Annotated in this window: 15 protein-coding genes; 12 read left to right on the plus strand and 3 right to left on the minus strand. The window is 66.0% G+C overall.

Annotated elements, in window-relative coordinates; genetic code table 11:
* Nucleotides 1-20 precede the first annotated feature (20 nt).
* The 3 genes from DMX06_RS24410 to fliK form a co-directional block, all read right to left on the minus strand.
* Entirely contained in the window at nucleotides 21-2,756 is a 2,736-nt protein-coding gene (locus DMX06_RS24410; protein WP_110739733.1) for a dermonecrotic toxin domain-containing protein, read from the minus strand.
* 64 nt (nucleotides 2,757-2,820) lie between these two features.
* Complete coding sequence (locus tag DMX06_RS24415) at nucleotides 2,821-3,153, minus strand: EscU/YscU/HrcU family type III secretion system export apparatus switch protein (protein ID WP_110739734.1); 333 nt, start codon at nucleotides 3,151-3,153, stop codon at nucleotides 2,821-2,823.
* The gene (fliK, locus tag DMX06_RS24420) at nucleotides 3,150-4,718 is read right to left on the minus strand and encodes a flagellar hook-length control protein FliK (RefSeq protein WP_110739735.1); all 1,569 of its coding nucleotides are present in this window, start codon (nucleotides 4,716-4,718) and stop codon (nucleotides 3,150-3,152) included. Before fliK ends, DMX06_RS24415 begins: the two co-directional genes overlap by 4 nt.
* 169 nt (nucleotides 4,719-4,887) lie before the next feature.
* Here fliK and ccmA point away from each other — a divergent pair, with 169 nt between their 5' ends.
* The 12 genes from ccmA to DMX06_RS24480 all read left to right on the plus strand — a co-directional run.
* Nucleotides 4,888-5,520: a cytochrome c biogenesis heme-transporting ATPase CcmA gene (gene ccmA, locus DMX06_RS24425; RefSeq protein WP_110739736.1), complete on the plus strand. Its 633-nt coding sequence runs from the start codon at nucleotides 4,888-4,890 to the stop codon at nucleotides 5,518-5,520.
* The gene (gene ccmB, locus DMX06_RS24430; protein WP_028691018.1) at nucleotides 5,517-6,185 is read left to right on the plus strand and encodes a heme exporter protein CcmB; all 669 of its coding nucleotides are present in this window, start codon (nucleotides 5,517-5,519) and stop codon (nucleotides 6,183-6,185) included. Before ccmA ends, ccmB begins: the two co-directional genes overlap by 4 nt.
* Before the next feature lie 46 nt (nucleotides 6,186-6,231).
* On the plus strand, nucleotides 6,232-6,999 hold the full coding sequence (locus tag DMX06_RS24435) for a heme ABC transporter permease (protein ID WP_110739737.1): 768 nt from the start codon (nucleotides 6,232-6,234) through the stop codon (nucleotides 6,997-6,999).
* Nucleotides 6,996-7,172, plus strand: coding sequence for a heme exporter protein CcmD (gene ccmD, locus DMX06_RS24440; protein ID WP_011534872.1), 177 nt, complete (start codon nucleotides 6,996-6,998; stop codon nucleotides 7,170-7,172). Before DMX06_RS24435 ends, ccmD begins: the two co-directional genes overlap by 4 nt.
* Nucleotides 7,169-7,624 (plus strand): cytochrome c maturation protein CcmE, encoded by a 456-nt coding sequence (ccmE, locus tag DMX06_RS24445; RefSeq protein WP_110739738.1) that lies wholly within the window; start codon nucleotides 7,169-7,171, stop codon nucleotides 7,622-7,624. Before ccmD ends, ccmE begins: the two co-directional genes overlap by 4 nt.
* A gap of 11 nt (nucleotides 7,625-7,635) precedes the next feature.
* The gene (locus DMX06_RS24450) at nucleotides 7,636-9,609 is read left to right on the plus strand and encodes a heme lyase CcmF/NrfE family subunit (RefSeq protein ID WP_181427893.1); all 1,974 of its coding nucleotides are present in this window, start codon (nucleotides 7,636-7,638) and stop codon (nucleotides 9,607-9,609) included.
* Nucleotides 9,606-10,142: a DsbE family thiol:disulfide interchange protein gene (locus DMX06_RS24455; protein WP_110739740.1), complete on the plus strand. Its 537-nt coding sequence runs from the start codon at nucleotides 9,606-9,608 to the stop codon at nucleotides 10,140-10,142. The genes DMX06_RS24450 and DMX06_RS24455 overlap by 4 nt, the downstream gene beginning before the upstream one ends.
* The gene (locus tag DMX06_RS24460; protein ID WP_110739741.1) at nucleotides 10,139-10,615 is read left to right on the plus strand and encodes a cytochrome c-type biogenesis protein; all 477 of its coding nucleotides are present in this window, start codon (nucleotides 10,139-10,141) and stop codon (nucleotides 10,613-10,615) included. The genes DMX06_RS24455 and DMX06_RS24460 overlap by 4 nt, the downstream gene beginning before the upstream one ends.
* A complete protein-coding gene (gene ccmI, locus DMX06_RS24465; protein WP_110739742.1) occupies nucleotides 10,608-11,795 on the plus strand; it encodes a c-type cytochrome biogenesis protein CcmI in 1,188 nt (395 codons plus the stop codon). Before DMX06_RS24460 ends, ccmI begins: the two co-directional genes overlap by 8 nt.
* A gap of 11 nt (nucleotides 11,796-11,806) precedes the next feature.
* Complete coding sequence (locus tag DMX06_RS24470) at nucleotides 11,807-12,232, plus strand: hypothetical protein (protein ID WP_110739743.1); 426 nt, start codon at nucleotides 11,807-11,809, stop codon at nucleotides 12,230-12,232.
* A 68-nt stretch (nucleotides 12,233-12,300) separates the two neighbouring features.
* The gene (locus DMX06_RS24475; RefSeq protein ID WP_110739744.1) at nucleotides 12,301-13,239 is read left to right on the plus strand and encodes a 2-hydroxyacid dehydrogenase; all 939 of its coding nucleotides are present in this window, start codon (nucleotides 12,301-12,303) and stop codon (nucleotides 13,237-13,239) included.
* A 50-nt stretch (nucleotides 13,240-13,289) separates the two neighbouring features.
* On the plus strand, nucleotides 13,290-13,916 hold a 627-nt coding region (locus tag DMX06_RS24480), incomplete at its 3' end, for a PhzF family phenazine biosynthesis protein (RefSeq protein WP_110739745.1).

Here is a 13,916-nt window from a genome sequence, read left to right on the forward strand (position 1 = left end):
GCGCCGCCTGGCCCACGGCCTCAGGTCTGGTACCAGCTGTGCGCGTGGCCGGCGCCGGCGATCTGGTCGAGTGGCAGGTACTGCTCGTATAGCAGTTGCAGTTGCCGAATGTCGAGATGACGTGCGCTATCGATGACTGGGGAGACCATCAGGTTGCAGGCCTCGCGCAGTTGCTTGAGCCAGGGCAGTGTTCGGTCGATCACGTCATTGAGCACGCCAGGGCCGGTCAACCGGCTCAGTTGCCGGGCATAGTCGAGGAAGGCCTGGGGATCGGACTGGTGGTCGGGGCGCTGATCGTAGAAGGTCCTGGCCTTTGTGAAACGCTGGAAGATTTCCTCGCAGATGGCGTCCAACGTCGGGTTGTCTGGATGGCTGCCGATCAGGCTGGTGTTGTACTGGATATACATGCCTAACTGGTCGTTGGAGACCGGCGGGCTGAGCAGCAGTCCGTCGTGCGTGGTTTCCAGCGGCAACGAGACCACGGGGGCGGTCAGCGCAGCTTTGGTTGCCGGGTGCAGCATGTCGTCGGCGTCGATGTACAGGCCGCCCAGGCGCTTGAGGGCGCGATAGCGCAAGATGTCGCTGGCCGAGCTGAAGTTCGTCGCGACGCCGCCGTTGCCCTCGATGGCGGTGTTGAACTGGCTGAAGTAGGGGCTGCCGAGAAACTCCAGGTAGAAGGATTGCTTTTCCAGGGGGAGAACGCTGAGCCCTGGGGCATGTGCCGAGAGCAGAGCCGAGTTTTGCGCGAAGGCGCCGCCAGAGCGGTTCGAGAGGAACAGTCGGTATTGCACGCCGCTTCCTTGCAGGACCTTGGCGTTGTGTGCGATGGCGGCGAGGTAAGGTTGGCCGATCACCTGATCGCCGACCCACAGGCTGAATAGATGGCGTGGGATGGCGGTGCGCTTGAGTGCATCGAGCGATGTGAAGTCCAGGGGGAGTTCGACGCGGATGCCCAGTGCCTGGAGGGTGCGCGTGCGGTCGGCGTCAGTCACTTGCCGGGGAGACGCCTTGAGCCTGACCAGCCCCGGTCCGCCGTCGTTCGGGACGACATAGTGGCGTGGCTCGCGCAGACGGCTTTCACCTTGCCTGATGAAGCTGTCGCTGGCGAGGTGATACTCCACCTGTGACTGCGTCAGCCCTCCATCTTCATGAATCAACGCGTAGAAGCGATGCCGCATGGTGCTGTCCACGCGCGTCAGTAGGTATTGCAGGGCATGGCCAGAGGCAGGTTTGAGTGTTTGCTCGTCCCGAAAGGCAAGTTCGAACCCCTCGATCTCATTCGGTGCCACCACCGACCTTTCTTCCCGCGCTTCGAGCAAGGTGCGGGCAGGAATGAAACCGGGACGCCGGAAGGTGAATACTTTCGGTACGCCGGGCAGCATCGAATGAATGACGGGCAAGGCATTGAGCACGCCGAATACCTGGTCTTGGACGCCCTGGACCTTGGCCTCCAGGGTTTTGCCGTCGATCACCTGCTCCAGCCCCATGGCGAACTCCAGCAGGCCACCCACTGCCAGCAATGGCGCCAGCCCCGGGACAATGATGGCGATGGGGGCCAACAGGTTGAGGCTGCTGCGCACGTAACCGCGCAGGCGAACTTCCTCGACCTGAGCGTTGCTGGTGATCTGATTGTCGGCGTCCTGATAGGAGCGTGTCTTCATGCGCTCGGCCAGGGACACGAACAGATCGCCGTGAATGACCGGGCTGTAGTGATCGGCCCGATAGTTGATCATATCGTCCGGGCGCCAGATGCCACTGATGGCGAAGCCGCTGTGATCGATCGAGAAATGATGGGCCTGTGGGTACCGCGCCAGCCCGGTCAAGGCGGTTTCCAGGCCGCTGTAGTCGAGGCCATCCGGGCGGTCGGCCGGGTTGAAAGCGTTCAGCAGGGCCTGGCGGCGATCAGGCGTACGGCACTGGACGGCGAACCAGGTCTTCATCGCCGAGGCACTGACGAACTCGTGCAGCGGCGACGAGTTACCGGGAATGTAGAGCACGGTCAGGCCGCTGTGGGTGTCGCTCAGGCAGACAATGGCGCTGGAGACATAGCCATACACATTCAACATGCGACGTTGAATGTGTCCCTGCTCGTCCAGCAGCAGTCCCGCTGCTTGCCAGATCAACCGTTGCGCGGGTTGCGACAGGCTGCCAGCGGCCACCTGGCGGTTGCAGGCGGTGATCATGGCGATCTTCAGGGCGCGTTGGTAAAGGACCTGGTTGTTGCGCCAGTAGCTATCCAGGCTTTGCTTGAATCGCTCGTTGAAATGCTGCCCCCAGACGAACGTCTGGAAGTCCTCGGCCCTGGCGGGTAGTAGCGTGTCGGGTGCCAGGCGTAACGGCGAGGTACGTTTGTACAGGCCATTGAAGATCAGGTAGCCGCTGCTGTTCTCGAACAGGCCGGGCGCTTGTAGCTGCTTGACCAACTTCAGAGGGCCCATGGGGGACACCCCAGCCCAGTCGCCGAAATGCAGGCCGGCGTAACCGTCGGCCGTCTCGCCCTGCCAGTTGCTCAGCATGGCCTGCACCAGTCCGAGGCGGCGAGTGATTACGGCCTGTTCCTGGTAGTGCTTGCGGCCTTCGCCCCGTGGCTCGAACTGATAGTGCAGGGTCACGACATCGATGTCGTCCGGTGCGAGGGCGATGGTGTGCGTTTTCAGCCAGTCGACCAGGGCCTGTCGGGCGAGGGGGATGGGCCGGGGGAAATCGTTCAATGCTTCGCGCGCGAGTGTGATGCCTGGTGAGGAAGATTCGATCATGTGTTCTGCCCTTGAGTGCGTGGAGCCCTCTAGGGTCAGGACGCTGGTGGCGTCGGGGCACTAGTTATTGCTTTGGCAGGTGTAATAGTCCAGGCGTGACATCACGCTCCTCGGGCGGCGAATCCTGGAAGCCGACCGGCACGCGGCCGCGCAGTTGCCAGGCGAAGGCGATGATCTCGGCGATGGTCAGGTACAGCGCTTCGGGAATCTGCTCGCCTAGCTCCAGGCGCGCCAGCAAGCGCACCAGCTCCGGGTTCTCGTAGATGGGCACCTCGTGCTCGCGGGCGATGGCAAGGATGGCCTCGGCCAGTTCGTCGTCGCCCTTGGCACTCAGGGTCGGGGCCTGCTGGCCGTCGTAGCTCAGGGCTATGGCCTGGCGTGGTGGCTTGTGTTTCATGCGGTCTCATCCACCCAGCGTTGTTCTAGGCGTGTGCGTGGTCCTTGCGGGGGTGTGCCTGGGTGGCACTCCAGGTCGCCGACTTCCAGGCCGCGGGCCAGCAGACGTTCGCGAAGCTGGCCAAGCTGGCTGTCGATCAGGCGTGCGGTGCGTTCCTGTTCCGCCCACAACTGGCCTGACAACCGCCCCTGCAGCAGTTGCGCCTGGACCTGCAACGGCCCCAGTGGCGCGAGGTCGAAGGCCAGTTCGATCCGCCACAGGGCCTCCAGCGGCTCGTGCTGTTCGCGCTCGCGATCGGCCTGTTGCTTTGGGGTTTCCTCACGCTGCAGCTTGACCTGCAGGGGGACGAACTCCTGGCCATGGCGCACCGGCACTTCGGTCTGCCAGGTGGTCTGCTGGTTGCCGTTCTCCAGGGTGCCGCTCTGTTGCAGGCTGGACAGTGAATGGCTCTGCAGTCGGGAGATGGCGGCGGCGGCCAGGCGCAGCAACTGTTGAAGGTCACCTTCACTTTCCAGCTTCTGCAGCAGGCGCGAGGGCAACGGGAAGGCGCTGGGCAGCGGCCGTGGGCTGACCTGACCGAGCATGCCCAGGGCGCTGCGGGCAAGGCCTGGCAAGGCCTGGGCGAGGGCGCTGGTGGCCAGCGCGGAGGCCGACGGTGGATGGCCTGGGACGGTGGGCAGGGCTTGGGCCACCAGCCTGACCAGTTGTGCCTTGAGGTCAGGGGCGATGCCGCCGGCCAGTCCACCCAGCAGCTTGGCCTCGAAAAACGTGCCGCTGTTGTTGAGGGCCTGGGCCAGGCCCTTCGCATCCCCCAGTTGCCGCGCATCCGGCAGGCTGGCGAGCAGGCGCTCGGCGCTGGCGCGCAGCTCGGGGTCCGCATCGGGGCTGCTGGCGATTCGTTGCAGGCTGTCGAGCACGCCCGGCAGCGAGGCCTGGAGGTTCTGCTGGGTCGACAGGTGCTGGGTGATGGCCAGCTGGTCCTGGCGGCCGCTCAGGGGCACGAAACGCAGCGCCTGTTCACTCTGCACCAGCGCGCTGAGCATGCTGCCCACAGAGAGCCTGCGCGGGCTGTCGATGGCCAGGGTGGCGCCGGTCTGGCTGCTGTTGAGCAGGCTCACCAGCGAGCGGAAGGTGGCGGGCACGCCGGGGCTCTGCGGCAGGGCCTGGCTGGTCAGGACCTTGGCCTGCAGCAGGGTGCCGACCGGCATCTCCCGGGTGTCCAGCTGGGTCAGGGTGGCGATGTTGCCGGCAGTGGCCTGTTGCACCATCACTGCCAGGCGGCTGCTCTCGGTCTGACTGACCATGATCTGGCTGCCGGGGGGCAGGGGTTGACTGGCGGTGGTCAGCACTTGCGTCTGGTTGCCGTTGGCCTGGGTCAGCCGCAGCAGCATCTGGAACTCCTGGCCGATCTGGCGCAGGGTCACGACCTCGGCTTCGGCGGTTTCTCCAGGCGGCAGCAGGCCGGGCTGGGCCTGCAGCAGGCGCAGCAGTTCGCCGGTCATGGCAGCCCGGGTCGCCTGGGGGCTTACCGCAGTTTGTGTGCTGAGACTATTGATTTCAGTCATGATTGTATACAACCTGTCGAACCAGCCCTCTTGGCAGCGCGGTGGCGCGTGCAATAATGCCGCTCGCTCGCTATTGCCAGTATAACGGCAAGGGTTGGAGCGACTTGAGACACAGGCTGCAATCGGTGCCGGCACCGATTGCAGACCTCATACTGCATAAGGCGATACCGTGACCCTTCACCTCCAAGCCGCGGGCCTGGCCTGCGAGCGCGACTGGCGGCTGCTGTTCGAGCACCTGCACTTCGAACTGCATCCTGGCGACATGCTGCAGATCGCCGGCCCCAACGGCAGCGGCAAGACCAGCCTGCTGCGCCTGCTGGCCGGGCTCATGCAACCCACCGCCGGGCAGATCCTGCTCGGCGGCCAGCCATTGGCCGAACAGCGCCATGCCCTGGCCAGCATCCTGCTGTGGATTGGCCACGCCGCCGGGATCAAGGACCTGCTCACCGCCGAAGAGAATCTTGCCTGGCTCTGCGCCCTGCATCGGCCTGCCAGCCGCGAGGCGATCTGGCAGGCGCTGGAGGCCGTCGGCCTGCGCGGTTTCGAGGACGTGCCTTGTCACACGCTGTCGGCCGGTCAGCAGCGGCGGGTCGCCCTGGCCCGGCTGTACCTGGACAGCCCGCCGCTGTGGATTCTCGACGAACCCTTCACCGCCCTCGACAAGCAGGGCGTGGCCCAGCTGGAAACCCACCTCGCGGCCCACTGCGAGCAGGGCGGCACCGTGGTGCTGACCACCCACCACACGCTCGAACGCAAGCCCTCCGGCTATCGTGAGCTGAACCTGGGGCAGTGGGCGGCATGAGCGTATTCCTTCTGCTGTTGCGCCGCGAGGCGCGCCTGTTGTTCCGCCGCCCGGCGGAGCTGGCCAACCCGCTGGTGTTCTTTGCCATCGTCGTCGCTTTGTTCCCGCTGGCGGTCGGTCCGGAGACGCAATTGTTGCAAACCTTGTCGCCGGGACTGGTCTGGGTCGCGGCCCTGCTGGCGGTGTTGCTGTCGCTTGACGGGTTGTTCCGCAGCGATTTCGAGGACGGTTCGCTCGAACAGTGGGTGCTTTCGCCGCACCCGCTGGCCCTGCTGGTGCTGGCCAAGGTGCTGGCGCACTGGATCTTTTCCGGGCTGGCGCTGGTATTGTTGGCGCCACTGCTGGCGTTGATGCTGGGCCTGCCGAGTGCCTGCCTGCCGGTGCTGCTCGCCTCCCTGCTGCTGGGCACGCCGGTGCTGAGCCTGCTGGGCGCGGTGGGGGCGGCGCTGACGGTCGGTCTCAAGCGTGGCGGCCTGCTGCTGGCGTTGCTGATTCTGCCGTTGTATATCCCTGTATTGATCCTGGGCAGTGGTGCGTTGCAGGCGGCGTTGCAGAATATGCCGGCTACCGGCCACCTGCTCTGGCTCGCCAGCCTGACGGCCCTGGCGGTGACACTGGCACCCTTTGCGATCGCGGCCGGCCTGAAGATCAGCGTCGGCGAATAACGAGTCTCGGGCACCGCAGCCCGGCCAATACCCTGGATGTACCCTGATGAAAATGAGTTGGACGTGGTTCCACAAGTTGGGCTCCCCCAAATGGTTCTATGCCATCAGCGGCCGCATGCTGCCGTGGCTGACCGTCTCCGCTATCGTGCTGCTGCTGGTCGGCATCACCTGGGGCCTGGCCTTCGCCCCCCAGGATTACCAGCAGGGCAACAGTTTCCGCATCATCTATATCCATGTGCCGACGGCCATGCTGGCGCAGTCGTGCTACGTGATGCTCGCGGTGGCGGGCGTGGTGGGGCTGGTGTGGAAGATGAAACTGGCCGATGTCGCGCTGCAGTGCGCGGCGCCCATCGGCGCCTGGATGACCGCGGTAGCCTTGGTTACCGGGGCGATCTGGGGCAAGCCCACCTGGGGCAGCTGGTGGGTCTGGGATGCGCGCCTGACCTCCATGCTCATCCTGCTGTTCCTGTACTTCGGTATCATCGCCCTGGGCCAGGCCATCAGCAATCGCGACAGCGCGGCCAAGGCCTGCGCGGTGCTGGCCATCGTCGGCGTGGTCAACATCCCGATCATCAAGTACTCGGTGGAGTGGTGGAACACCCTGCACCAGGGGGCCACCTTCACCCTCACCGAAAAGCCGGCCATGCCGGTGGAGATGTGGCTGCCGCTGCTGCTCACCGCACTGGGCTTCTACTGCTTCTTCGGCGCCGTGCTGCTGCTGCGCATGCGCCTGGAGGTGCTCAAGCGCGAGGCCCGCGCCAGCTGGGTCAAGGATGAGGTGCTGGGCCAGCTCGGGCGGGAGGCGGCACGATGAGCTTTGCGTCCTTCAGTGATTTTCTCGCCATGGGCCACCATGGCCTGTACGTCTGGTCGGCCTACGGCATCTGCCTGGCGGTGCTCGCGCTGAATGTCGCCGCGCCCCTGCTGGCCCGCCGCCGCTACCTGCAAGAAGAGGCGCGTCGTCTGCGCCGGGAGAGCAAACCGTGAATCCGCAGCGCAAGAAACGCCTGTTCATCATCCTCGGCCTGCTGGCCGGTGTCGGCGTCGCCGTGGGCTTCGCCCTGAGCGCGCTGCAGCAGAACATCAACCTGTTCTACACCCCGACGCAGATCGCCAACGGCGAGGCACCGCTGGACACCCGCATTCGCGCCGGCGGCATGGTCGAGAAAGGCTCGGTGCAGCGCTCGGCCGACTCACTCGATGTGCGTTTCGTGGTCACCGACTACGCCAAGTCGGTGCCGATCACCTACCGTGGCATCCTCCCCGACCTGTTCCGCGAAGGGCAGGGCATTGTCGCCCTCGGCAAGCTCAACGCCGATGGCGTGGTGGTGGCCGACGAGGTGCTGGCCAAGCACGACGAGAAATACATGCCGCCGGAGGTCACCAAGGCCCTGAAGGAAAGCGGCCAGGCCGCCAGCGACGCGGGAGCCAAGCCATGAATGCGGCCCTGGTGATCCCCGAACTCGGCCAACTGGCGATGATCCTGGCGATCTGCTTCGCCGCCGTGCAGGCTACTGTACCGCTGCTTGGCGCCTGGCGCGGCGACAGCCTGTGGATGGGCCTGGCGCGGCCGGCGGCCTGGGGGCAGTTCGCCTTCCTGGCGTTTGCCTTCGCCTGCCTCACCCACGCCTTCATGACCGACAATTTCTCGGTCGCCTATGTCGCCAGCAACTCCAACAGCGCCTTGCCCTGGTACTACAAGTTCAGCGCCGTCTGGGGCGCCCACGAGGGTTCGCTGCTGCTGTGGGCGCTGATCCTCGGCGGCTGGACCTTCGCCGTGTCGATCTTCTCGCGCCAGTTGCCGCAGGTAATGCTGGCCCGGGTGCTGGCGGTGATGGGCATGATCAGCGTGGGTTTCCTGAGCTTCCTGATCATCACCTCCAACCCGTTCTCGCGCCTGCTGCCGCAGGTGCCGGGAGACGGTCGCGACCTCAACCCGCTGCTGCAGGACTTCGGCCTGATCGTCCACCCGCCGATGCTGTACATGGGCTATGTGGGCTTCTCGGTGGCCTTCGCCTTCGCCATCGCCGCCTTGCTCGGCGGGCGCCTCGATGCCGCCTGGGCCCGGTGGTCGCGGCCCTGGACCATCGTCGCCTGGGCCTTCCTCGGCGTGGGCATCACCCTCGGCTCGTGGTGGGCCTATTACGAGCTGGGCTGGGGCGGCTGGTGGTTCTGGGACCCGGTCGAGAACGCCTCGTTCATGCCCTGGCTGGTGGGCACGGCGCTGATCCACTCGCTGGCGGTCACCGAAAAGCGCGGGGTGTTCAAGAGCTGGACCGTGCTGCTGGCCATCGCAGCGTTCTCGCTGAGCCTGCTGGGGACTTTCCTGGTGCGCTCCGGTGTGCTGACTTCGGTGCACGCGTTCGCCGCCGACCCGTCGCGCGGTATCTTCATCCTGATCTTCCTGTTGTTCGTGGTCGGTGGCTCGCTGACCCTGTTCGCCCTGCGCGCGCCGGTGGTCAAGAGCCAGGTCGGCTTTGCCCTGTGGTCCCGTGAAACCCTGCTGCTGGCCAATAACCTGGTGCTGGTGGTGGCGGCCTCGATGATCCTGCTGGGCACCCTGTACCCGCTGGTGCTCGACGCCCTGACGGGGGCCAAGCTGTCGGTCGGCCCGCCTTACTTCGACGCCCTGTTCCTGCCGCTGATGGCGCTGCTGATGGTGGTGCTCGGCGTGGGCGTGGTGGTGCGCTGGAAGGACACCCCGGGCAAGTGGCTGGCCGGCATGCTGACCCCGGTGCTGGTTGGCAGCGCGGTGCTGGCGCCGATCGCCGGGCTGATCGTCGACGATTTCGACTGGCCGGCCCTGAGCGTGTTCGCCCTGGCTGCCTGGGTGGTCTTGAGCGGCTTGCGCGATATCCTCGACAAGACCCGTCACAAGGGCCTGGCCAAGGGGCTGGCGGGCCTGAACCGCAGCTACTGGGGCATGCACCTGGCGCACCTGGGCCTGGTGGTGTGCGCCCTGGGCGTGGTGTTGTCGAGCAACAACAGCGCTGAGCGCGACCTGCGCATGGCGCCGGGCGAGACCGTCGAACTGGGTGGCTATCACTTCCTGTTCGAGGGCGCCAAGCACTTCGAGGGTCCGAACTTCATTTCCGACAAGGGCACCGTGCGCGTCTCGCGCGATGGCCGCGAGGTCTCCGTGCTGCACCCTGAAAAACGCCTGTACACCGTGCAGCAGTCGATGATGACCGAGGCCGGTATCGATGCCGGTTTCACCCGCGACCTGTATGTCGCCTTGGGCGAGCCGCTGGAAAACGGCGCCTGGGCGGTGCGGGTGCATATCAAACCCTATGTCCGCTGGATCTGGCTGGGCGGTCTGCTGACCGGCCTGGGCGGCTTGCTGGCGGCCCTCGACCGACGCTACCGCGTCAAGGTCAAGACCCGGGTGCGTGAGGCCCTGGGCGTGTCTGGAGCGACTGCATGAAGCGTTGGATCATGGTGGTGCCCCTGGCGGTGTTCCTGCTGGTGGCGGTCTTTCTCTACAAGGGGTTGTTCCTCAAGCCCGACGAACTGCCTTCGGCGATGATCGGCAAGCCGTTCCCGGCGTTCGCGCTGGCGAGCGTGCAGGGTGATCGCAGCCTCACCCAGGCCGACCTGATCGGCCGCCCGGCGCTGGTCAACGTGTGGGGCACCTGGTGCCCGTCGTGCAAGGTCGAGCACCCGTACCTGAACCGGCTGGCCGAGCAGGGCGTGGTGATCCACGGGGTCAACTACAAGGACGACAACGCCGCTGCGTTGAAGTGGCTGGCCGAGTTCCACAATCCATACCAGCTGAACATCGCCGACCAGCAAGGTACGCTGGGCCTGGACCTGGGCGTGTATGGCGCGCCGGAAACCTTCCTGATCGACGCCAAGGGCATCATCCGCTACAAGCACGTGGGCGTGGTCGATGCCACGGTGTGGCGCGAACAGCTGGCGGCGCTGTACCAGGGGCTGGTCGACGAGGGCAGGCCATGAAGCGCTGGCTGGCGGCCGCCGTGCTCGGCCTGAGCCTGGCCGGTGTGGCCAAGGCGGCGATCGACACTTACCAGTTCCGCGACGACGCCGAGCGCGAGCGCTATCAGCAGCTGACCAAGGAACTGCGCTGCCCCAAGTGCCAGAACCAGGACATCGCCGATTCCAACGCGCCCATCGCCGCCGACCTGCGCCGCGAGATCTTCCGCATGCTGGGCGAGGGCAAGAACAACCAGCAGATCGTCGATTTCATGGTCGATCGCTATGGCGACTTCGTACGCTACAAACCGGCGCTCAGCGGGCGCACCTGGCTGCTCTGGTTCGGCCCGGGGATCCTCCTGGCCGGGGGCTTCGTGGTGTTGGCGCTGATCGTGCGCCGTCGCCGTGGCCAGGCCGTGGCCGGCAACACTGAACTGTCTGCCGACGAACGCGAGCGTCTGGCCAAACTGCTGGATAAAGAACGTACCCATGACTGAATTCTGGCTTAGCGCGGGCCTGTTGCTGCTCGCCGCCCTGGCTTTCCTGCTGTTGCCGATCCTGCGTGGTCGCCGCCGCCAGCAGGCCGAACAGGATCGTACCGCCCTCAATGTGGCGCTCTATGAGGAGCGCGTCGCCGAGCTGGCCGCCCAGCAGGCGGCTGGCGTTCTTGACGAACAACAACTGGCCAATGGCCGTGACGAGGCCGCCCGTGAGCTGCTGGCCGACACCGAGCGTGGCGACGTGACACGCCAGGGCCACCTGGGCAAAGCCGTGCCGCTGCTGGCGGCGGTGCTGGTGCCGGCCATGGCTCTGGGGCTGTACCTGCAATTCGGCGCCTCGGACAAGGTCGAGCTGACCCAGGAGTTCGCCAGCGCGCCGCAGTCTATGGCGGAGATGACCACGCGCCTGGAACGTGCGGTGCAGGCTCAGCCTGACTCTGCCGAAGGCCTGTACTTCCTCGGTCGGGCCTACATGGCCGAGCAACGGCCGGCCGACGCGGCCAAGGCCTTCGAGCGCGCCGTGGCCCTGGCCGGGCGTCAGCCCGAGCTGCTCGGGCAGTGGGCGCAGTCGCTGTACTTCGCCGCCGACAAGCAGTGGTCGGCGCAATTGCAGGCACTCACCGACGAAGCGCTCAAGGCCGACCCGCAGGAAGTCACCAGCCTCGGCCTGCGCGGCATCGCCGCCTTCGAGGGCGAGCGCTACCAGGAGGCCATCGACTTCTGGCAGCGTCTGCTGGCGCAGCTGCCGCAGGGCGACGCGTCCCGCGAGGCATTGCAGGGCGGCATCGACCGCGCCGTCGACAAGCTCAAGGCCGGTGGCGGCAAGGTGGCCCTGACCGCGCGCCTGAAGGTGCGGGTTGAACTGGCCGCGGCGCTCAAGGACAAGGTACGCCCCGACGACACCGTGTTCATCTTCGCCCGCGCCAGCAATGGCCCACCCATGCCGCTGGCGGCCAAGCGGGTGACGGTGGCGCAGTTGCCGATCGAGGTGGAACTGTCCGATGCCGACGCGATGATGCCGCAGATGAAACTGTCGGACTTTGCCGAAGTCCAATTGGTTGCCCGAGTCTCGCGCGCCGGGCAGCCCACCCAAGGTGAATGGAAGGGCCAGAGCGCCCCGCTGGCCACCGGCACCCAGGGCACCCAGCATGTGACCATCGACAGACCCGACTCATAAGAGAGCACCCCATGAACAGCACCGTCCGCCTGACCCTGATTTCCCTGGCCCTGGGTCTTTCTGCGTGTACGGTGCATCAGCCCGGGGAGCGTGAGCCGCTGCCGCCGATCGAGACCACCCCACCGCCGCACAAAGGACCGGTGGTCAAGCCTCTGCCGGGTGGCCAGCCCGGCTCCCGACCGAGCAAGCCGGCGACGATACCCAAGCCGATGCCACGTACCTCCGCCAGCTTCGCGCCGCCGCCGGGGGGCGCCAGTCACTGGGACCCGAAGCTTGGGGTCTATGTGCTGGAGAAGCAGGCCAACACCTTCTACCGCCAGCGTACCTATTACCGCTGGAACAATGGCTGGAGCTGGTCGCTGAGCCCCAACGGGCCGTGGCAGGAAACAGACAGCAGCGGCGTGCCGGGCGGGTTGGGCAGGGCGTTCGGGCAATAATTGCCGTTGGCCTGATCGCAGTGCCAACAGCTGGCATAATCCCCCTTCGCATTCAACCGGAGGGTGGCATGAGCAAGACAGTCCTGGTGCTGGTGGAAACCGTCGATGACTACCTGCCGCTATTGGAACGGGCCGGCTACCGCCTGATTCGCGCACCGTCGCCGCAAATGCGCGCCGACGCCATCGCCCGGCATGCCGGCGAGATCGACGCCGTGCTCACCCGTGGCCCGCTGGGTCTCACGGCCGACGAAATTGCCGCGCTGACCCAACTCCAGATCATCTGCGTGATCGGCGCCGGCTACGAGCAGGTCGACCTCGAGGCCGCTGCGGCGCGCGGCATTACCGTCACCAATGGCGCGGGTGCCAACGCCGGGCCTGTCGCCGACCATGCCATGGCGCTGCTGCTGGCGTTGCTGCGCGATATCCCCCGTGCCGATGCCAGTACCCGACGCGGCGAATGGAACCGGGTGATCAGTCCATCGGTCAGCGGCAAGCGCCTTGGCATCATCGGCCTGGGCGCGGTCGGCCAGGCCATCGCCCGCCGTGCGAGCCAAGGCTTTGACATGAATGTCAGCTACCACAGCCGCACGCCTCGCCGGGACCTGCCCTACACCTGGTACGACAGCCCGCTGCACCTGGCGGATGCGGTGGATATTCTGGTGGTCGCGACGCCTGGTGGCAGTGGTACCCGGCATCTGGTCGATGGTTCGGTACTGGAGGCCCTGGGCGCCGAGGGGTACCTGGTCAACATCGCCCGGGCCAGCGTCGTGGATACCACGGCGTTGGTCGCTGCGCTGGAGCGGGGCGTGATCGCCGGGGCCGCGCTGGATGTGTTCGATGACGAGCCTGCGGTGCCCGATGCGCTCAAGGCGCTGGGCAACACGGTGCTGACCCCGCACGTGGCGGGGCAGTCGCCGGAAGCGGCGCGCGATACCGTGACCCTGGTACTGCGCAACCTGCAGGCGTTCTTTGCCGGCGAGCCGGTGTTGACGCCAGTTCACGGCTGAATCCTTTCTGAAGTCCGCCCGGCACGGTGCCGGGCCCGAGGAGCTTTTGCATGCAACTTGAGATCTTCCAGGTCGACGCGTTTTCATCCGTGCCGTTCGGCGGCAATCCCGCAGCGGTGATTCCATTGCAGCAGTGGCTGCCCGACGAAGTGCTGCAGCGCATTGCCGAAGAGAACAACCTGTCCGAGACGGCATACTTTGTACGTAACGGTGAAGCGTTCGACCTGCGTTGGTTCACGCCGGCGGTGGAGGTCGACCTGTGTGGTCATGCGACGTTGGCGGCGGCCTGGGTGTTGTTCGAGCAACTGGGCGAGCAGGCCGAGGTGTTGCGTTTCAATACCCGGAGCGGTGAGTTGCGGGTACGGCGTGATGCCGATGGCCTGCTGGCGATGGATTTTCCGGCCAAGCAGCCGGTGGCCGTCGAGATTCCGGCGGGGTTGCTGGAGGCGCTGGGGTTGAGTGAGGCTCGGGCGCTGTACCGGACCGACGATTACGTGCTGGTGATTGACGATGTCTCGCTGATCGAGGGGCTCAAGCCGGATTTCGTGGCGTTGTCGGCGTTTGATGTGCGGGGGATCGCGGTGACGGCGGCGGGGCGGGGGTTTGATTTCGTCACGCGGTGGTTTGGGCCTAGGGTGGGGGTCAATGAAGACCCGGTGACCGGGTCGGCGCATACG

This window comes from Pseudomonas mosselii (assembly GCF_003205295.1).
In the GTDB taxonomy this organism is placed as follows: domain Bacteria; phylum Pseudomonadota; class Gammaproteobacteria; order Pseudomonadales; family Pseudomonadaceae; genus Aquipseudomonas; species Aquipseudomonas mosselii_B.